Genomic DNA, 18,812 nt, shown 5'->3' with positions numbered 1-18,812 from the left:
GTCTCTTTTTTTTATTCCTTGATTTATTCAAATCTTACAAATAGACTTGCTTCGCTTTGAATTCTAAATCGCTTTCAATTTCTCTTAGCCTTCCTAATTCCGTTGCGGTAACAAGTGCCATAGAAACTCCTTTCTTCCCTGCTCTTGCAGTTCTACCACTTCTATGTGTGTAATATTCTAATTGTTCAGGCAATTGGTAATGGATCACAAAAGCCAAATCTTTTACATCAATTCCACGAGCAGCAACATCTGTAGCAATCAACAATTGTTTGCTTCCGTTTTTAAAAGCACGCATGGCTTTGTCACGATCTCTTTGTCCCATTTCACCTTCTATACCTGCTACAGAAAATTCATCTTCTAATAAATACTCTGTTAGGTTTTGTACACCAGCTCTTGTTCTACAAAAAACAATCCCTCGTCCTTCAGGATTGTTTTCTAAGAAAGAAACCAAAGCGTTGTATTTTTCTTTTCCATTAACTACAGCGTACTCGTGCGTAATGTTTTTATTGATCAACGTATCTACATCTACTGTTACTTTTACAGCATCTGGCGACATATAAGTTGCAATTATTTTCTGAATTTCTTCAGGCATGGTAGCTGAAAACAACCATGTTTTACGAGTTCCGTTTGTATAATTAAGTATTCTATTCAAATCTTGTTTGAATCCCATACTCAACATTTCATCTGCTTCGTCTAAAACAATGGTTTTAATTTTTGTCAAATCCAAACAACCACGTTCTATTAAATCGACCAATCTACCTGGAGTCGCCACAATAAAATGTGTGGGTCTTTTTAAGTTGGCAATTTGAATGTCAATTTTCACTCCTCCGTATAATTCCTCAGAAAATATTTTGGTAGGTGCATATTTAGTAAAACGAAACAACTGTTTGTTAATTTGTTGTACCAACTCACGTGTTGGCGACAAAATTAATGCTTGAATTTCGTTTTTTGTAGGATCTATATTCTGTAAAATAGGCAAACCAAAAGCGGCTGTTTTTCCCGTTCCTGTTTGAGCTAAACCAATAAAATCTGTTTCCTGATTTAATAAAGTAGGAATTGATTTTACTTGAATATCTGTAGGCGCTATTATTTTATTTTCCTTTAAGGCTTGGTGGAAGTCTTTTGAAACTCCCAAACTTGCAAATGTTGTCAAAATGTTGTGTTTTAGGCTGCAAAGATAGCTTTTATTCTAATTTTTAGAACACCTCTTTGCTTTTAAATGATTTTTTTTAATCTTCAATATTTTACTTCCCCTTTTAGGAAGTCGCATAAATAAAAAAAGCTTGGCGAAAAATCACCAAGCTTTAAAATATCAATTTACAAAAAGAATTAAAGCGCTGTATCTAATTTGATATAGTCTAAAAATTCTCTTTTTGTTTCTTTGTTTTTGAACATCCCCCCATACTCTGCTGTTACAGTACTACTTTCAATATCTTTTATTCCTCTAGAATTTACACAAAGGTGTTTTGCATCAATAACACAAGCCACATCATCGGTTCCTAAAGCTTCTTGCAAAGCCTGAACCACTTGCATGGTTAAACGCTCTTGTACTTGTGGACGTTTGGCAAAATGTTCTACAATTCTATTCATTTTAGACAAACCTATAACTCTACCTTTTGACATGTAAGCTACATGAGCTCTACCAATAATTGGCAACAAATGGTGCTCACAAGTAGAATAAACAACAATGTTTTTTTCTACCAACATTTCACCATATTTATAACTATTGTCAAAGGTTGACAACTCAGGTTTGTTAGCCGGATTTAATCCTGCAAACAATTCTTTTACAAATGCTTTTGCCACTCTTTTAGGTGTTCCTTTTAAGCTATCATCGCTTAAGTCCATACCCAAAGTGTTCAAAATATCTTTTACGTTTTCTTGAATACGATCAATTTTTTCTTGATCAGACAATTTAAATGCATCCTCTCTTAAAGGAGTTTGAGCAGAAGTCCCAACATGGTTCTCTCCTATTTCGTCTATATTTTCGTAACTCATTCCGTTCTTACCTTCAAACATTATGTTCTAATTATTTTGCAAATTTACGAATTAATCACCACTTGAAGTAATTCTTGCAAACTACATTCTTGTTGATTACCAGTTTGCATATTTTTTAAGACAAACTGTTCGTCTTTATTTATTTCTGAAACAACAAATTCTATTTCTCTATCGATAGCATATTTCCATTGTTTTTTGATTTTCTTATTCGAAGAACCAAAATCTGGATACAACTCACTATTGATACTTTCATTTCTCAATTCTTTAATGGCTTTTAATTTCAACACATCAAAATCGTCAAAATTTAAAAACAACACTTTCGGTTTGGCTAAGGCCACTGGCGCAAACAAACCTAATTCTTCCATCACCAAATAAATTCTATCCAAACCAAAAGAGATCCCCACACCACTTACATCATTCAATCCAAAAATGCCTGTAAGGTCATCGTATCTTCCTCCACCACCAATAGAACCCATTTTCACTTCTTTGGGTGCTGCCACCTCAAAAATAGCCCCTGTATAATAATTTAAACCTCTGGCCAAGGTCACATCAATTTCTAATGCCGCAGAAGTTAAACCAAGAACTTCAACTCTATCAATAATACTTTTTAACTCTTCAACTCCTAACAAACCTTCTTCAGAATTTGCTAACATTCCTTTTAAAGAATCTAGTTTTTCTGAATTTGAACCTGTAAACCCAAACAATGGATCTACTTTTTCAATAGCTTCTTCGGTAATTCCTTTCGACAACATTTCCGTAACTACGCCATCTTTACCAATTTTATCTAACTTGTCTAAAGCTACGGTAAAATCGATTAATTTATCTTTTGCACCGATGACTTCTGCAATTCCAGAAAGTATTTTTCTGTTATTGATTTTTATAGTCGTACCCGCAAGACCTAACTTACTAAATACGGTGTCATACAATTGAATAAAATCTACTTCTTGTAAAAGCGACTTAGAACCTACCACATCTGCATCGCATTGGAAAAATTCGCGAAAACGTCCTTTTTGCGGACGATCGGCTCTCCATACAGGTTGAATTTGGTAACGTTTAAAAGGAAAAGTAATTTCATTTTGATGTTGTACAACATATCGTGCAAATGGCACGGTTAAATCGTAACGCAAGGCTTTTTCTGAAATTTGACTGGTTACTTTAAGGCTGTTTTTTTCGTCTAATAAAGTCGCGTCTGCTTTCTTTAAATAATCTCCTGAATTTAGTATTTTAAAAATCAAACGATCTCCTTCTTCTCCATACTTTCCCATTAGAGTTGCTGAATTCTCAAAACTTGGAGTTTCAATAGGTTGAAATCCGAAAAGTTGAAATACTTTTTTTATCGTTCCAAAAATATACTCGCGTTTTGCGACTTCAACAGGTGAAAAATCTCTTGTTCCTTTAGGTATGCTTGGTTTTTGTGCCATTGTTTTAAAATAAGCTGCAAATATCTGAAAAATTCAGGCTTCTTGTATCTAAATATCACGGAAAAATTTTAGAGCGTTTTCAAGAATCTATCAGAGAAAATATCCTCCTAGTAAAAACAACAAAACTCCAATATTCGCCAAAAAATTGTTCGCTTAATTTCAAAAAAAAGCCCACTAAACCCCTAGGAATCAGCAGGCTATTTATTGTGTTTTATTCGTCGTTATATAGACTTAGTATGCGCTATTTATTTTTTGTTTACCAATTCTAACTGGGTTTCAAAAGGAACATTAAACTGACTTTCCAATTCGCTTTTAATTTTTTTGAAAAATTTGGTTTCTGGTGGCATCACTAAGTTGTGCCAAAATTCAGCACGGTACGGAATAGCAATCTTCTTTTTATAACGCTTTATCCCATCGGAACCAGTAGTTCTTACATCCACAATTTTGTCCATTTTTTTCTTATCCGAAATCACATCCAATACAATAAATTCATAACGTATAGAAATTTTTAATTTTTCAGGATTCTTATGTCCTTCCGATTTTAAATGGGCAATAATATTTGGACTTTTTAAAGTTTTATGCGTATTCCATTCTCTTTTATGATAGGTCAAATGCATTTTACCGTTTGGATCTCGATTATAAATAAAAAGCATGTCTCCTTTTTGAACTCTGTAAATTCCATAATCATTTAAGCCTACATAAATTTTTACATGTTTATTGTTCTCTAAAATCAAAACATCTTCATCCCCATAATTTGTGTCTCCAATTTTTTTCCATGTATACTGCTTAAATTCGTGCGCATTTCTAATTATATTGAAATTGGTAAGGTTTTCAAAAGTACCTATATTCTCTTCCGATTTGTCAATTCTATAGTCTGCAGATTGTCGACGTTCAGCCAATTCATACCTTAAAAAATTTGGCACCGAAGGTCCCATGTCAATAATTTTCATATAATATTCAATAAAGCGTTTAGAAACCCCCATTTCTGTTGTGGTAACTCTGTACAAGGCATTTATTTGATGTTTTTTCCTTAGCGATGATTTTTTCAAGTTTTTAATTGCTCTCAATGCATAATCATCGGCACTTATAATTTCTACCTCATCTAAAGAAGCCACATTTTCTTCTAAAATAATTTTCTTTTCATTTAGAGCTAGGAATTCCTTTACACTGATCGATTTCTTTTTAAACCCTATAGAGCTAATATCAATAATATCTGAAAAATCATTTTTTGTGATGGTTAGTAAAAATTCTCCATCTTCTGTACTATAGGCTCCTGTTTTTTTAGTACGTAAGTACACCGCAGCATACGGGACTTCGTAATTGTTTTCGTCATAAATTATTCCTTTAAGGTCTATTTCGGTTTGCGAATGCACCGTTATGGGCGCAAAAAAAAGCAGTAGCATTCCTACTACTAATACATGTTTTAAATTCATCTAGTTTTCAATATTGGTTTAGCCATGAAATTTAATAAAAACTCAAAAAGCCTCCTTTCTAAAATTTACCCATTTTAAGTCCATATTTATCTTATTAAAAAACCATTTAAGCATTCCAAAAGGACGCATTAGATGGTATTATTAAGTTAAGAAATTAGTTAGACTCCATTTTCTTTAAAAAGAAACTGATTCTTATTAAAAACACTTTAGACAAATTGTTACAGTGATTGTACCGCCCGCTTTACGAGTTATAAATAAAAAACTATTTAAAATCGTTTTCCAAAAAGAATCCCCAATCTAGGATATCCGTTTAAGGTATTCCCTCCAAAACCAAGTAAAAATTCCCAAACAAAATTTTTACTTGTTAAAGATTTGTAACCAATTCCCAATCCCGCTCCTCTATGAAAGGCATCTTTCCCTTTTGTTTTATCAAATGTTTCTCCAAACATATTTTGAGAGGTATGAGGAAAATAACTGAAAAACAAATTTCCTTCCACAAAAAATCCAGTAGCTGGTTTAGCTATCTTGCTAAAAGGATAGTATCTATAATAGGGCACTAAAACAATATCATGGAATACACCTATAAAGCCTAACTCTGTACCAACTTCTGAATTAAATTTAAAAGCTCCGCCAAACGAAACTCCCACTGCATGATTCAAATGCAATATTCTCTGGTAATCAATATTATAAAATTTATTAAAAGCTGATAAGGGAACGTAAGCTAAATTTAGTTTAATTTCATTTTTTGTTTTTTGGGCTTCAATATTATTTATGAATAAAATAAAAAGAAGAAAAACCATAGAGACTATTTTTATTTTCATGCTGTTTTTTTTATGTCCATTTAATCGGCTAAAGTACCTTCCCATTCAACAGAAGCAGAAGCTCTAAAGAAACCTAGTCCTCCATTATTAATATTTGATTTAGGAGAGCTAGGTGTCGGTTTATAAGCCCCTCCATCTTGTTCGAATTGAGCCAGGATTCCTTTATAGAAATCATAAGATTGATTTGATAAACTACTCATTTTTAAATAAAACTTATCATTCTTACTAAGCCAAATGAAAGAACTAAATGGTCTAATAGAAGCTCCGTCATCAATTTCCAAACCATCTACATAAGGTTCTAAATACTTATCTGACAAGATTGAGAATTCCCAAAATTCATAAGCACCACGTGTCCTGGCAACTTCTTCTTTGCTTAACTGAAATAAATAATAATTTAAAGCAGTTTCTTGCTGGTCATGAAAATAAATTAAAGGCACATAATATTTTGCACCATCTTTATCGGAAATTTCCTTTTGAAATTATTTTCTCTTCACTTTTATTTTGCAGAAATAACCTAAGTAAAACGGTTAAAACTCCTTATAATTAGGGAGATTTAAATCCCCTTGTATCTGAGTAGGTATTTATCTCATCTCAATTATTTCCACAAAAAAAAGCCTAACAAATCTAAAAGATTTGTTAGGCTTTTTACTTTATTAAAAGGAGCTAATTTTTACATTCCTTTTAATTCACTTACTAATTCTGTTAAGGCTGCTTTTGCATCACCAAACAACATCGATGTTTTTGAATTGTAAAACAACTCATTTTCAATACCTGCGTACCCTGCTTTCATACTACGTTTGTTTACAATAATATGTTTTGCATTTTCAACATCTAAAATAGGCATTCCGTAAATTGGACTTGAAGGATCGTTATGAGCCGCTGGATTTACAACATCGTTTGCTCCTACCACCAACACTACATCAGTATTGTTAAATTGAGGATTTATATCAGACATTTCTACCAACAAATCATAATCTACATTCGATTCTGCCAACAATACATTCATATGTCCTGGCATACGACCAGCAACTGGGTGAATGGCATACTTTACATTGACACCTTTAGAAACTAATAATTCTTCCAATTCATGAATTACATGCTGCGCTTGCGCTACTGCCAAACCGTACCCTGGAACAATAATTACATTGGTTGCATAATTCATCATAATAGCAGAATCACTAGCGTTTGTTTTTTTAATAGAACCCAAAGCTTTGTTTCCGCTTTCTCCCGCCGCAGCTGCTTCTCCAAAAGAACCAAAAATAACAGAACCTAAAGTTCTATTCATAGCCTTACACATGGCTACGGTTAAAATAATTCCGGCAGAACCTACCAAAATACCACCTACTAGCATAACCATATTGTCGTACAGAATACCTGTAATTGCTGCTGCAATTCCTGTTAACGAGTTCAATAAAGAAATTACCACGGGCATATCTGCACCACCAATTGGCAACACAAATAAAACTCCATAGGCCAAACCTGCTAGCAACAAAGCATACAACACAATTTGACTATTGGCTCCTGTATATACTATAAAAATAGAAAAGACAATGATTCCAACTATAAACAAATTATTGATAATGTTATACATTGGAATTTTTACCACACTTTTTAAAGATCCATTCAATTTTCCCCAAGCAATTAAACTTCCTGAAAAAGTAATAGCTCCAATGGCAACACCCGATAAAACAGTAGCAAAAATAGTTGTTTCTGTTGCACTTGTAATATTTCCAAATTCAACCAAACCAATTAAAGCAGCACTGGCACCACCAAATCCATTAAACAACGAAACCAATTCTGGCATTTTGGTCATTTCCACTTTAATGGCAATCAACCAACCTATAATTCCACCCACTAACAAAGCGGCACCAATTAAAACATAAATAATGGTAGGCACTTGTGTATCTGTTAAAAATATAGCACCAGCAATTGCCAATCCCATACCTACAGCAGCGGTCATATTTCCTTTCTTTGCCGTTTCAGGATGCCCCAACATTTTTAAACCTACCACAAAAGTTACTGTGGCAATTAGATAAATAATACTTAATATAATATTCATTTTTTTTAATTTTAAGTGAATAAGCCTGCAACCTTACTTTAAAAGTAGGATTACATTCCTATTGCTTTATTTTTTCTTTTTAAACATTTGTAACATTCTATCTGTCACTGCAAAACCACCAACAACATTGATAATTCCTAAGACAACCGCCACAAAACCTAAAGCCAATGCTACATAGTCTTCTGGACTCGATTTTAACATCACCAAGATTGCTCCAACAATAACCACCCCACTCAAAGCATTTGCACCAGACATTAACGGTGTGTGCAATACGGCCGGAATACTTTTAATAACTTCAATACCTACAAAAGTTGCTAAAATTAAAATGTACGTAATCTGAAGATTATTGCTAATAAATTCAATTAATTCATTCATAATGATTCTTTTTTATTTTTGAAGAATTTCTCCTTCTTTAACGATTAATGTACCTGCTGTAATTTCTTCTTCTAACTCCCATTTAAACTTGTTGTCTTCTGTTAAATGATTGATGAAGTTGAACATGTTTTTTGCATACAATTCACTTGCATTGGTTGAAACACTTTCAGGTGCAATGGTGGTTCCTATTACTTTTACACCATTTTTTACAACCGTTTTACTCATGACACTTACTTCACAGTTTCCTCCTTGAGCAGCCGCCAAATCAATAATTACAGCACCATTTTTCATTTGAGAAACTTGCTCTTCCGTAATTAATACAGGAGCTTTACGTCCTGGTATATTTGCCGTTGTAATGACTAAATCTGCTTGAAATAAGGATTTATTTACCGCTTCTTTTTGACGTTTTGCATAATCTTCTGAAGCTTCTTTTGCGTAACCTCCTTCAGATTCTTCTCCTTTATTATCTACCGAAATAAATTTGGCTCCTAAAGATTCTGCTTGTTCTTTTGTCTCTGTTCTAATATCTGTTGCTTCTACTACAGCTCCTAACCTTTTGGCGGTTGCAATGGCTTGTAATCCTGCAACTCCTACTCCATAAATCAACACTCTTGAAGGAGTAATTGTTCCTGCAGCAGTCATCATTAATGGAAAAATTTTAGTCATTTCATAAGCTCCTAAAATAACGGCTTTGTAACCCGCCAAGTTGCTTTGAGAACTCAATACATCCATATCTTGTGCTCTAGAAATTCTAGGCACAGCGTCCATAGAAAAAGCGGTTGCTCCTGTAGCTGCAATTGCTGCTATCAATTCAGGATTTGATTTATGGTACAACTGACTCATTAATATTTGTCCTTTGTCTACCAATTTTAAATCCTCTTCATCAAAAGGATTTATTTTTATAAGTATATCAGCTTCTTTAAAAACGACACCTCTTTTTTCAACAGATGCATTGACGTCTCTAAAGTCTGAATTTTTGTAAGATGAATTTTTTCCTGCGTTTTCTTCTACAAGAACTTCAAATCCTTTGGCTATTAATTGCTTTGCAATATTCGGTGACATAGCCACGCGATTTTCACCTTTTTGAGTTTCCTTCAATATGCCTATTTTCATATTTTCTGGTTTTTGTTAGTTAAATTTCGAGTAATCTTACTCCTTAGTAATACGTATAAAAAAAAGCAAAAACCTTGGCACTTGGTTTTTACTTAAAATTCAGATTTGCTAAAAAAACGATTTGTTTTTATAAAAAATAGCACGATTTCAAAAACAAAACTGAAATTTTTCAAGGGCTAATATAGGTAATGGCTTATATAAAACTATCCTGTGTTTTTACTTTTGAAGATAGTTTACTCATACTTAGATTTCATTGAAATTTTTTCAGTAAACCATTGTATTATGAAATTATTTATAATAATCTTAAAATTTTAAGCAAAAAATAACAGTATCCATAATGAAAATTCAAAAACGAACAGGATACTATATCGTTTTCGTAAAAACGAGAACGGCATATTTTACCATATACCAAATAAAAATTACCCTTTTTCAAGAACATATGATTAAAATAGTAGCACAGATATCTATTCTATGAAAAATAAATCTTCCCTAAAAAATGACCGAAATGAGCATTAATCGATGTAGATGATTTTTGTTTCAATCCCCGAATTCATCGTCAACTTTACAATATAAAAGCCAGAAACTAATTTGGATACATTATAAGAATGTACTTGTCCGCCTTCATTTTCTTTTTCAGAAAAAATCAAAGAGGAAGTCGTCGAATAAATATCCAATTTATAGGAGTTTGCTGCCGTTACAAACAATGCTCCTTTTATCGGATTTGGATATATTTTAATAAGTTCCTTTTCTGAAGTAATTCCAAGAACTAAAGACTCACAGGTATTTACATTTTCTTCAGGAATAATAGGTTCTTGGTATTCAAAGTCGGTTTGACTTACATTTTCGATGCTGACATTCACTTTTCCGTCTTCGGTACATAAATAATTTCCATCTTTTAAATTTCTATGTGCGACTTCCGTATAAAAATTGGATCTGCATCTACTTGGAAAATTGCCTAGGTTAATGGCGTACATACTAAAAGTATGAGTAAGAAATTTTTCATCTACGGTAAACTAATTTTGGTTAACACAAATAAAGTCGCTTTGCATCAAGCTGATGTTGGTGTGAATACGTTAATTGTATTTAGAAGTTCATTTATCTCCTTACTCGCAAATACAAAATTATACACCAAAAGCTATTAGGAGAGCAATTGATTTTTTTTGGAATTCATTTTCAACTTGGTCATACTGGCGTTCAACTCAAATCCTAAAAGTAGGATAATTGAATTCAGCCAAATAAACAACATCAATACCAACAAGGTTCCAATAGACCCATACAGCTCATTGTATTTTGCGAATTTTAATACATAAATACTAAAACCGTAAAAAGTAAGCACGGATAGGATGGTAGTTAAAATAGCCCCGGCAGAAAAGAAAGAAGAGAATTTCCCTTCTTTGGTTCCAAAATAATACAATAAAGAAACGGTGGTAAAAATCATAAAGACAAAGAAAATATACCGTGTATTTTCCAACCATAAAAATTCATCTGACAACCAACCTTTGCTCTTTAAAAAATCCAATCCAAATTGAAATAAAATGGTAACGGCTACCGTTAAAATTAAAAAGAAAGACATTAATAAAGAAGTTCCTAAAGAAATAATATAAGCTCTGATCACCCCTCTAACTTCTGTTACATGGTACGAATATTCGAAACCACCAAAAACGGCATTTACCCCATTGGTCATTAAAAATATAGACACCAAAAAACCAAAAGACAACAATCCACCATATTTATTATTAGCAATATCATTGATGATTGGATTTACGGCCTCAAAAGTTTTAGGCGGCAAAGCTTCAGAAATTAAAGACATAAACCCTTCTTGAAATCCTTCAATAGGGATGTAAGGTATTAAAGTCAGCATAAACAGCATAAACGGAAAAACCGCCATAAAAAAACTATAGGAAATACCTCCTGCTCTAGAGGTTAAGGCGCCACGAATAATTCCAACCATGTACATGTGAAGTAGATCATACAATGACATACCTTCTAATCCTGGGATTTTTATTTGTTTCCCTAATTTTACAATGCTCTTTAACATGATCTTTTTGTAATGAATTTACTGAATTTATGTTTAAACAGCTTTTAAGCTCAAATCCATATTGTATACAGAATGTGTCAATGCTCCTGCTGAAATAAAATCGACTCCACATTCGGCATAAGCACGCAAAGTTTCTTCATTAATTCCTCCTGAAGATTCTGTTTGACATTTTCCATTGATCATGGCTACCGCTTTACGTGTGTCTTCGTACGAAAAGTTGTCAATTAAAATTCTATGAATTCCATCAGAACGTAATATCTCTCGAATTTCTTCTAAATCTCTGGCTTCAATAATAATTTTTAAATCTTTACCGGTATTTACTAAATATTCTTGCGTTTTGGCAATGGCTTTGGTAATTCCTCCAGCAAAATCAATATGATTGTCTTTTAACATAATCATGTCATACAAAGCAAATCGATGATTGACACCGCCCCCTATTTTCACTGCCCATTTTTCAATAGCACGAATTCCAGGTGTTGTTTTACGCGTATCTAATATTTTTGTTTTTGTTCCTGCTAACAGGTCGGTGTAATATTTTGTTTTGGTTGCAATTGCACTCATACGTTGCATGGCATTTAGTACCAATCTTTCCGATTTAAGAATGGCATGTGAACTACCAGAAACCGTTAAAACCACATCTCCAAAAGCTACCTCAGCACCGTCTTCTAAAAAGCTTTCTATCACAAGGTTTTCATCTACATATTTAAAAATTCGCTTGGCAAAATCGACTCCTGCAATAATTCCTTTGTCTTTTACTAGAAGTTTTGCTTTTCCTTGTGTTTCAGCAGGTATACAGCTCAATGAGCTATGATCACCATCTCCTACATCTTCACGAATTGCATTTGCAATTATTAAATCTAACTCCGTTTCGAACTGCGTAACTGATATCATTATTTTCCTATTTAAAGCAATACAAAAATACTTTTTTATCTTTAATTGAAGCTAGGATTTTTGGGATTTGTTAGCGCTAAAATACAAACTCGTAAAAACCACAAAATATGTATATTTGCCGCATGAAAATAAAACTTCTTGCCATAGGAAAGACAGACGATAAGAATTTACTTTCTTTAATTCAAACCTATGAAAACAGGCTAAAACATTATATCAAATTTGAATTGGAAATTATTCCCGATATCAAAAATGTAAAAAATCTTTCCGAAGCGCAGCAAAAAGAAAAAGAAGGCGATTTGTTACTTTCTAAACTGCAAGCCACAGATCAATTGATTTTGTTAGACGAAAAAGGAAAAGATTTTCGTTCAGTAGATTTTGCCAATTTCTTACAAAAGAAAATGAATGCTGGTATCAAGCAATTGGTATTTGTAATTGGAGGTCCTTATGGTTTTTCTGAAAAAGTATATAAAAAAGCGCAAGGAAAAGTCTCTTTTTCAAAAATGACCTTCTCTCATCAAATGATCCGATTGTTTGTTGTTGAACAAATTTATAGAGGTTTTACTATTTTAAAAAACGAACCCTATCACCACGAATAGCATCTGTTTTTCAATTTTTTATAGTACATTTGAAAGAACTTTAAAAACTTAATAGTATGATTTTAGGAGTATGTGGATGGCTTGGAAACAAAACAGGTCTTGAAGAAAAACATGTCAGAATAATTTTTCTTTTATCAGCCTTATTAGCGGGTGTTGGTGTAGGACTTTACTTAATTCTTTGGATCGTAAAAATTGTCACCAAATAAACGGATTTACAAAGCTCCTTTGTTTAGGAATTGGACAAAGGACTTTTATTTTTTTCAGCAATCCATTTCGACATAAATTCGGTGCTTTTCATGGTATGATGCAAAAGCATGGCTCCAATAAAATTTAACTGTCGGTGCTTTTCCAAATTACTGGATACCTTTTCAATAAGCGCTAAAAATTCTTCTCCCAAACGCTCTTTTGGAAATACTTGATTTACAATAGCCATTCCATTTTTTTGCGATTGCAACCATAATTCTTTGTCGGTATACAATTGTATTGCCGCATCTACAATTTCAGGCACCGTATTTTTTATCAAACCATTCCAAGGCAAATTGGCATGCATAGACTCTGCTCCTATATCTGTAGTTACACTTGGCGTTCCGTTATACATCGCCTCAATTAATTTCCCTTTCATACCAGCGCCAAAACGCAATGGTGCCAAACAAACTCGGGCTTTACTTACCACTTCATTGGCATCATCTGCCCAACCTTTGATAAAAAAACGTTCTTTTGGATTGTGTAATTGCAACGCTTTTTGTTGTGGGTACGAACCATACACATGCATTTCTGCCTTTGGCAATTTTGTTTTTAAAATGGGCCAAATTTCTTGTTTTATATAACGAACACAATCTAGATTTGGGGCATGAATAAAATTACCTATCGTTACAAAATGTTGGCGTTCTTCAAAACTAGGCAAGGCTAAAATTTGTTCCTCAGAAATAGGATCCAACATAAAAGGCAAATAACATAAAATGTCTTTCGGAACTTTAAAATGGTCTTGCAATAGTTCCATTTCATAGGCGGAAATCAAAATCGAAATGTCGCATCTAAAAATACTTGCCACCTCTCTTTTCGCTAAATCAGAATTTAATTGACTGAGCTCAAAAACGGTGTTGTTTTTCAAACACAATTCTCTTGTTTTCCGTAAAGTATGTAAATCTACTGTTTCTAAAACTTTGAGTGCATTGGGTGCAAATTTAGAAACCCTCCAACCAAATTGTTCTTCCATCATAAAACGATCAAACAGCACCATGGTAGGTTGTAAGTCTTCTATAAAAGTATCAAAACTATCACAGTTCAATTTTATGGGACAGACTTGAACGCCTAATTCTTCAATAGGATACCGATGACCACTTTCTTGAGCCGGTGTAGAAAAAGTAACCGACCAATTTTGCGCCAAAAACAATTCTATCAATTGCAGCATTCTACTTCCTGCAGCAGAAGAATTTGGCTCGGGCCATACATAACCAATAATTAAAATTGTCTGCAAATTTCCCTTAGCCATTTTGTAATATTTTGGTCACCAATTCTTTGGTTAAGGTCTGACCTGAAGCTTTTTCACGAATCAAATCGAAAGGAAAACGAAAATCACAGCCTTCTTTATAAGCAGAACAGCCATAAGCTGTGCTTCCTTTCATTATTTTTCCTTTTTTACATTTCGGACAGGTCATCTCATCTGATGTACTTTTTGTCGTTGTCGGTTTTTCTGGGTTTAATTTCAATTGAAAATCTGCATCAAAAACCACAATGCCATTTAATTTTTCTTTTCCTTCTTTAAAACCTTTTAGAACAACCGTTGCTTTTTTAGTCAAAAGACGTTTGAACTGACTTACAGATATTTTTTTACCCATAAATTCAAAAGGCAATCTAAAATTACAACCTTCTTTATAAGAAGAACAGCCATAGGCCGAACTTCCTTTTAATAAATTTCCTTTGTTGCATTTAGGACAAGTAGCCGTTTCTAAGCCTGTAGGTTTCTTTTTAGCTGCTACTGGTTTTTCTACTTTTTCTTCATAGCCAAAACGTCGAATATTTTTTTCCATTCGTACCTCAACCACCAAATCATCCACCATTTTTTTCATGTTGCGAATAAACTGCGACGCACTATAATTGCCTTCTTCAATTTCTTTCAACTGTTTTTCCCATTGTCCTGTAAGGGTAGCCGATTTTAATAATTTATTCTGAATGGTATCAATCAATCGAATTCCCATATCGGTAGGCAAAATTAATTTTTTGCTTCGCTCTACATATTTTCTTCTAAAAAGTGTTTCTATAATATTTGCTCTGGTAGAAGGTCTTCCAATACCATTGGCTTTCATTAAATCCCGTAGCTCATCGTCATTAATTTGCTTACCGGCCGTTTCCATAGCTCTTAGCAAAGTCGCTTCCGTATAATTTTTTGGAGGTTTGGTTTCTTTTTCTAAAAACGAAGGTTCATGAGGTCCATTTTCACCTTTGACAAAAGTGGGCATTAACTTTTCTGCCGCAGTATCTTTTTTAGTCGATTTCGCCTTGGCAAAAACAGCGCGCCATCCTTCTTCTAAAATTTCTTTTCCTGTGGCTTTAAAACTTATTTCCGCTACTTCACCAATTACGGCCGTATTGGAAACAATACATTCTGGATAAAACACCGCAATAAAACGTCGGGTAATAATATCGTACACATTTTTATCATACTCGGCCATATACCCCTGTTCTCCTGTTGGAATTATGGCATGGTGATCTGTAACTTTTTTATTGTCGAAAACACGTTTTGTTTTCTTTAACTTCCCTCCTCTTAAGGCCTGAGTTAAATCGGCATAATCCGTTAATTTAGCCAATATTCCTGGTACCTTAGGAAATAGATCATCTGGTAAAAAAGTAGTATCTACCCTTGGATAGGTCACTAATTTTTGTTCGTATAATTTTTGAACTATTTTTAAAGTTTGATCCGCAGTATAACCAAATTTGGTGTTGCAATAGACCTGCAATCCTGTTAAATCAAAAAGCTTAGGCGCATATTCCTTTCCTTTTTTCTTGCTAACAGAAACAATTTCAAAAGGCTGTCCTTTTACTTTGTTCAGGGTACTTTCACCGTCCTCTTTTTTCAGAAAACGTCCTTGTTCATTATTAAAAACGGTATCTCTATAAACGGTCTGCAACTCCCAATAAGGTTGCGGTTTAAAATTGGCTATTTCTTTATGTCTATTTACCAACATTGCCAAAGTTGGCGTTTGCACTCTACCTACCGATAAAACTTGCTTTGCGGCACCATATCGTAAGGTATACAGTCGTGTTGCATTCATACCCAATAACCAGTCGCCTATGGCTCTAGAGCTACCAGCATAGTACAAGTTATCGTAATCTGCAGCATCTTTTAAATTGTTAAAACCTTCTTTTATAGCTTCAGACGTCAAGGAAGAAATCCATAAACGTTCTACTTTCCCTGTATAATTGGCTTGTTTAATAACCCAACGTTGTATCAATTCTCCTTCTTGCCCAGCATCCCCGCAATTGATCACTACATCAGCTTTGTCGAATAATTTTTTAATGGTATTGAATTGCTTTTGAACACCTGTATTCCCTACCAATTTGGTTTCAAATTTATCGGGTAACATGGGCAAGGTATTCAAATCCCAACGTTTCCAATGGGGTTTGTAATCATCGGGTGTGTTTAGCGTACACAAATGACCAAAGGTCCAAGTAATTTGGTAGCCATTGCCTTCAAAATAGCCATCATGTCTTTGATTTGCTCCTAAAATAGTAGCTATTTCTCTAGCAACACTCGGCTTTTCTGCAATACATACCTTCATTTAAATTCGATCCTTATTTAGAAAAACAAACTTACACAAGTTATTTAAGAATTCACATTTTTGTTATTAACAGTCCCTATTGTGTTAAATAATTTAAGCAAAGCTCTTTGTCAATTTATTTTCTTCCAAATAAATTTTTCTCCACTTAAACAAACCTATAAAAGAAGCAGCGGTGTATATAAAGGTAAGTCCCGCATACCAATCTAACGATTTTTGAGAATACAAATAAATAGTAACACCATTAATAACAATCCAGAACAACCAAGCGCTCAATATTTTTTGAGCTTCTAAATAACTGGCTAAAAAACTAAAAATAGTAGTTCCAGCATCTAAATAGGCATTTTCTGCATCGGTATAGTTTTCAAAACAAAACCCTAAAATGGCTCCTAAAAATATTGCTGTTAAAATGATATACGTATGGAAAGAAATACCTCGTGTGGTAATTTTCAATTTTTCATTGTCCTTTTCACTTTTATCCCACAAGCGATAACCATAAATTCCGATAAATACATAATAGCTATATAAAATAGCTTCTGAATACAAATGGATTCTGTAAAACAAAAAGATACTCAACAAAGATCCGGCGATACCGTAAAACCAACAGGCTTTTTTTTCTTGAATTAATAGCACCAAATAAATTAGTCCCAATAGGACACTTGCTATTTCTAAAAAAGTATTAATTTCGAACATTGAATAAAAAATTAGCGTCAAAAATAGTGTTTAAAAACGGATATGTAAAAAGTGATGTCAAATCATTTTCCAACAAAAAACTAAAAACAGCTTTTCAAGATTTCTTGAAGAAAGATAAGAGCTACAAGAAAAATTATTTGCAAAAAGAATTTTCTTATGGATTTGATGGCTATAGCTATTTAGGACAAGAAGATAGTTCCAATCAATATGCATCGGATTTACTGCATTCGTTTGTGCTTTCTGATTTTTGTGATCCAAATAATTTTCCAAAAGAGTTTTGCGATTTCTATGCAAAGCAATGGCAAGAACTACAAGCAGAAATTAGAAAACTAGAAACTCAAATTATTCAGCAATTAGCGCTTCCAGGTTTATCCGAATTCTATACCGAACATATAGGTCATATGATTTCATGTAATTTTTATCCCAAAACAAACGGTTTTTCTACAACAGCAAAAAACAAAACACGGTTGTCGGAACATACAGATGTTTCCCTATTTACGATTTTCCCTTTTGGTTTTGATCGTGACTTTTTTTATCAAAATTCAAAACAAGAATGGGTTCAAATTGATGCCACCGACCAAGTCGTTATTTTTCCAGGTTATTTATTGCAGTATTATACACAAGGAAAAATAAAAGCCCTCAACCATTGTGTTCGATTGCCAGAAAACAAAAATGAAGATCGATTTTCATTTGCTTATTTTTCATTGCCTTACCCAAAGCATCAATTTAAAATAGGAAAAGAGGTACTAAGCAGTGAGCGCTATTTTGAAAACTATCTATCCTTATTTTAGATCTCCATCACCTTTTTAAAATTCTAAAGAAAGACTTATAATTTTTATTTTTCTTAACAGGTCTTTACCGATGAATCCTTAATTTTGTTTTTTAATTTTTTATGAAACACATTTCATTTTTTAGCGTCGTTTTTTTTATTGCCTTTGGGAGTGCAAACTTGCATGCCCAATTTGACAATCCACAAACTTCTATAAAAAATTCAAATTTCTCCAAACTAAATGTGGCTCCTTCTGATACTGGAGGTTTAAAACAAATCGACTTTATCAATCCGGAACAGGAGGAAAAAAAATACAAAAAGAATTTAGAAAAAGCCATTAACGACCAACTAAAAGCTCAAGAGTTGGCCGACCTTAAAGAAAAAGGTGTTTTGACAGCCGCACAACTTTTTGAAAAACGTTTGAAACAAGAACAAGCAGGTAATAACCGCCAGTTAGCGGCAATTGATAAAAATTTAGGGGTCTTAGAAAGTGATACCGAATACGTTACCATTATTTGCAAGGACTTTGGAAATGAAGACGGAGATAAAATTCGTTTGAATGCCAATGATGTTCCCGCTGTAAATAATATTTACTTGACAAGACAGTATCAAACTTTTAAAATTCACTTAAAAGTTGGAGAAAACAATATTGAATTTTTGGCCTTAAATGAAGGTCTCTATTCTCCAAATACTGCAGGCTTTATGATTTTTGATGATGCGGGAAAAGTTTTGTTACAAAACGATTGGTTTTTAGCAACCAATGCAAAAGCCTATTTCAACATTATTAGAATTGCTAAATAATAGCACATCCCATTCTTTTTTTAAGTATTTT

The 18,812-nt window shown here is 33.3% G+C and carries 20 protein-coding genes; 5 read left to right on the top strand and 15 right to left on the bottom strand.

Annotated features, from left to right (window positions below):
• Positions 1 to 34: 34 nt before the first annotated feature.
• From FGM02_RS12915 to FGM02_RS12870, 10 genes are all read right to left on the bottom strand, one after another.
• The gene (locus FGM02_RS12915; protein WP_139958797.1) at positions 35 to 1,153 is read right to left on the bottom strand and encodes a DEAD/DEAH box helicase; all 1,119 of its coding nucleotides are present in this window, start codon (positions 1,151 to 1,153) and stop codon (positions 35 to 37) included.
• Positions 1,154 to 1,329: 176 nt separating this feature from the next.
• Positions 1,330 to 2,016, bottom strand: coding sequence for a GTP cyclohydrolase I FolE (folE, locus tag FGM02_RS12910; protein WP_166461181.1), 687 nt, complete (start codon positions 2,014 to 2,016; stop codon positions 1,330 to 1,332).
• Between the two features lie 23 nt (positions 2,017 to 2,039).
• Positions 2,040 to 3,416, bottom strand: coding sequence for a histidine--tRNA ligase (gene hisS / locus FGM02_RS12905; RefSeq protein WP_139958796.1), 1,377 nt, complete (start codon positions 3,414 to 3,416; stop codon positions 2,040 to 2,042).
• A 245-nt stretch (positions 3,417 to 3,661) separates the two neighbouring features.
• A complete protein-coding gene (locus FGM02_RS12900; protein ID WP_139958795.1) occupies positions 3,662 to 4,849 on the bottom strand; it encodes a carboxypeptidase-like regulatory domain-containing protein in 1,188 nt (395 codons plus the stop codon).
• Between the two features lie 266 nt (positions 4,850 to 5,115).
• Positions 5,116 to 5,670 (bottom strand): DUF3575 domain-containing protein, encoded by a 555-nt coding sequence (locus tag FGM02_RS12895; RefSeq protein WP_139958794.1) that lies wholly within the window; start codon positions 5,668 to 5,670, stop codon positions 5,116 to 5,118.
• A 20-nt stretch (positions 5,671 to 5,690) separates the two neighbouring features.
• Entirely contained in the window at positions 5,691 to 6,107 is a 417-nt protein-coding gene (locus tag FGM02_RS12890) for a DUF4249 family protein (RefSeq protein WP_166461180.1), read from the bottom strand.
• Positions 6,108 to 6,340: 233 nt separating this feature from the next.
• Positions 6,341 to 7,729, bottom strand: a complete 1,389-nt coding sequence (locus FGM02_RS12885; RefSeq protein ID WP_139958792.1) for an NAD(P)(+) transhydrogenase (Re/Si-specific) subunit beta — start codon at positions 7,727 to 7,729, stop codon at positions 6,341 to 6,343.
• A gap of 66 nt (positions 7,730 to 7,795) precedes the next feature.
• The gene (locus tag FGM02_RS12880; RefSeq protein WP_139958791.1) at positions 7,796 to 8,104 is read right to left on the bottom strand and encodes an NAD(P) transhydrogenase subunit alpha; all 309 of its coding nucleotides are present in this window, start codon (positions 8,102 to 8,104) and stop codon (positions 7,796 to 7,798) included.
• Positions 8,105 to 8,116: 12 nt separating this feature from the next.
• Entirely contained in the window at positions 8,117 to 9,217 is a 1,101-nt protein-coding gene (locus tag FGM02_RS12875) for a Re/Si-specific NAD(P)(+) transhydrogenase subunit alpha (protein WP_139958790.1), read from the bottom strand.
• Positions 9,218 to 9,729: 512 nt separating this feature from the next.
• The gene (locus FGM02_RS12870; RefSeq protein WP_139958789.1) at positions 9,730 to 10,191 is read right to left on the bottom strand and encodes a T9SS type A sorting domain-containing protein; all 462 of its coding nucleotides are present in this window, start codon (positions 10,189 to 10,191) and stop codon (positions 9,730 to 9,732) included.
• A 9-nt stretch (positions 10,192 to 10,200) separates the two neighbouring features.
• Here FGM02_RS12870 and FGM02_RS18065 point away from each other — a divergent pair, with 9 nt between their 5' ends.
• Positions 10,201 to 10,359 (top strand): hypothetical protein, encoded by a 159-nt coding sequence (locus FGM02_RS18065; RefSeq protein ID WP_166461179.1) that lies wholly within the window; start codon positions 10,201 to 10,203, stop codon positions 10,357 to 10,359.
• Here the strand turns inward: FGM02_RS18065 and FGM02_RS12865 are convergent.
• Both FGM02_RS12865 and nadC read right to left on the bottom strand, forming a co-directional pair.
• Positions 10,356 to 11,255, bottom strand: coding sequence for a YihY/virulence factor BrkB family protein (locus FGM02_RS12865; RefSeq protein ID WP_139958788.1), 900 nt, complete (start codon positions 11,253 to 11,255; stop codon positions 10,356 to 10,358). The two genes, FGM02_RS18065 and FGM02_RS12865, sit on opposite strands and share 4 nt — an antisense overlap.
• A 33-nt stretch (positions 11,256 to 11,288) precedes the next feature.
• A complete protein-coding gene (gene nadC / locus FGM02_RS12860; protein WP_139958787.1) occupies positions 11,289 to 12,146 on the bottom strand; it encodes a carboxylating nicotinate-nucleotide diphosphorylase in 858 nt (285 codons plus the stop codon).
• Between the two features lie 122 nt (positions 12,147 to 12,268).
• Here nadC and rlmH point away from each other — a divergent pair, with 122 nt between their 5' ends.
• On the top strand, positions 12,269 to 12,742 hold the full coding sequence (rlmH, locus tag FGM02_RS12855; RefSeq protein WP_139958786.1) for a 23S rRNA (pseudouridine(1915)-N(3))-methyltransferase RlmH: 474 nt from the start codon (positions 12,269 to 12,271) through the stop codon (positions 12,740 to 12,742).
• Between the two features lie 56 nt (positions 12,743 to 12,798).
• Positions 12,799 to 12,948: a PspC domain-containing protein gene (locus FGM02_RS12850; RefSeq protein ID WP_139958785.1), complete on the top strand. Its 150-nt coding sequence runs from the start codon at positions 12,799 to 12,801 to the stop codon at positions 12,946 to 12,948.
• A 23-nt stretch (positions 12,949 to 12,971) separates the two neighbouring features.
• Here the strand turns inward: FGM02_RS12850 and FGM02_RS12845 are convergent, their stop codons facing one another.
• The 3 genes from FGM02_RS12845 to pnuC form a co-directional block, all read right to left on the bottom strand.
• The gene (locus FGM02_RS12845; protein ID WP_208021514.1) at positions 12,972 to 14,234 is read right to left on the bottom strand and encodes a glycosyltransferase family 4 protein; all 1,263 of its coding nucleotides are present in this window, start codon (positions 14,232 to 14,234) and stop codon (positions 12,972 to 12,974) included.
• Positions 14,227 to 16,521, bottom strand: a complete 2,295-nt coding sequence (locus FGM02_RS12840; protein WP_139958784.1) for a type IA DNA topoisomerase — start codon at positions 16,519 to 16,521, stop codon at positions 14,227 to 14,229. Before FGM02_RS12840 ends, FGM02_RS12845 begins: the two co-directional genes overlap by 8 nt.
• Positions 16,522 to 16,614: 93 nt before the next feature.
• Positions 16,615 to 17,211 (bottom strand): nicotinamide riboside transporter PnuC, encoded by a 597-nt coding sequence (pnuC, locus tag FGM02_RS12835; RefSeq protein WP_139958783.1) that lies wholly within the window; start codon positions 17,209 to 17,211, stop codon positions 16,615 to 16,617.
• Here pnuC and FGM02_RS12830 point away from each other — a divergent pair.
• The gene (locus tag FGM02_RS12830; protein WP_139958782.1) at positions 17,211 to 18,002 is read left to right on the top strand and encodes a 2OG-Fe(II) oxygenase family protein; all 792 of its coding nucleotides are present in this window, start codon (positions 17,211 to 17,213) and stop codon (positions 18,000 to 18,002) included. The genes pnuC and FGM02_RS12830 overlap by 1 nt on opposite strands.
• A 101-nt stretch (positions 18,003 to 18,103) precedes the next feature.
• The gene (locus tag FGM02_RS12825) at positions 18,104 to 18,781 is read left to right on the top strand and encodes a hypothetical protein (RefSeq protein WP_139958781.1); all 678 of its coding nucleotides are present in this window, start codon (positions 18,104 to 18,106) and stop codon (positions 18,779 to 18,781) included.
• The last annotated feature ends 31 nt before the right edge of the window (positions 18,782 to 18,812 follow it).

The sequence above is a fragment of the Flavicella sediminum genome (assembly GCF_006381105.1).
GTDB lineage: Bacteria > Bacteroidota > Bacteroidia > Flavobacteriales > Flavobacteriaceae > Flavicella > Flavicella sediminum.
The sequence above is the reverse complement of the archived record's forward strand: the minus strand, read 5'-3'. Positions and strand labels throughout refer to the sequence as shown.

What these genes read in the sequence shown, in the direction of transcription:
- folE (WP_166461181.1), bottom strand. Translation starts at nt 2,016, where the DNA reads ATGTTTGAAGGTAAGAACGGAATGAGTTACGAAAATATAGACGAAATA.
- hisS (WP_139958796.1), bottom strand. Translation starts at nt 3,416, where the DNA reads ATGGCACAAAAACCAAGCATACCTAAAGGAACAAGAGATTTTTCACCT.
- FGM02_RS12900 (WP_139958795.1), bottom strand. Translation starts at nt 4,849, where the DNA reads ATGAATTTAAAACATGTATTAGTAGTAGGAATGCTACTGCTTTTTTTT.
- FGM02_RS12895 (WP_139958794.1), bottom strand. Translation starts at nt 5,670, where the DNA reads ATGAAAATAAAAATAGTCTCTATGGTTTTTCTTCTTTTTATTTTATTC.
- FGM02_RS12885 (WP_139958792.1), bottom strand. Translation starts at nt 7,729, where the DNA reads ATGAATATTATATTAAGTATTATTTATCTAATTGCCACAGTAACTTTT.
- FGM02_RS12880 (WP_139958791.1), bottom strand. Translation starts at nt 8,104, where the DNA reads ATGAATGAATTAATTGAATTTATTAGCAATAATCTTCAGATTACGTAC.
- FGM02_RS12875 (WP_139958790.1), bottom strand. Translation starts at nt 9,217, where the DNA reads ATGAAAATAGGCATATTGAAGGAAACTCAAAAAGGTGAAAATCGCGTG.
- FGM02_RS12870 (WP_139958789.1), bottom strand. Translation starts at nt 10,191, where the DNA reads ATGTACGCCATTAACCTAGGCAATTTTCCAAGTAGATGCAGATCCAAT.
- FGM02_RS18065 (WP_166461179.1), top strand. Translation starts at nt 10,201, where the DNA reads ATGAGTAAGAAATTTTTCATCTACGGTAAACTAATTTTGGTTAACACA.
- FGM02_RS12865 (WP_139958788.1), bottom strand. Translation starts at nt 11,255, where the DNA reads ATGTTAAAGAGCATTGTAAAATTAGGGAAACAAATAAAAATCCCAGGA.
- nadC (WP_139958787.1), bottom strand. Translation starts at nt 12,146, where the DNA reads ATGATATCAGTTACGCAGTTCGAAACGGAGTTAGATTTAATAATTGCA.
- rlmH (WP_139958786.1), top strand. Translation starts at nt 12,269, where the DNA reads ATGAAAATAAAACTTCTTGCCATAGGAAAGACAGACGATAAGAATTTA.
- FGM02_RS12850 (WP_139958785.1), top strand. Translation starts at nt 12,799, where the DNA reads ATGATTTTAGGAGTATGTGGATGGCTTGGAAACAAAACAGGTCTTGAA.
- FGM02_RS12845 (WP_208021514.1), bottom strand. Translation starts at nt 14,234, where the DNA reads ATGGCTAAGGGAAATTTGCAGACAATTTTAATTATTGGTTATGTATGG.
- FGM02_RS12840 (WP_139958784.1), bottom strand. Translation starts at nt 16,521, where the DNA reads ATGAAGGTATGTATTGCAGAAAAGCCGAGTGTTGCTAGAGAAATAGCT.
- pnuC (WP_139958783.1), bottom strand. Translation starts at nt 17,211, where the DNA reads ATGTTCGAAATTAATACTTTTTTAGAAATAGCAAGTGTCCTATTGGGA.
- FGM02_RS12825 (WP_139958781.1), top strand. Translation starts at nt 18,104, where the DNA reads ATGAAACACATTTCATTTTTTAGCGTCGTTTTTTTTATTGCCTTTGGG.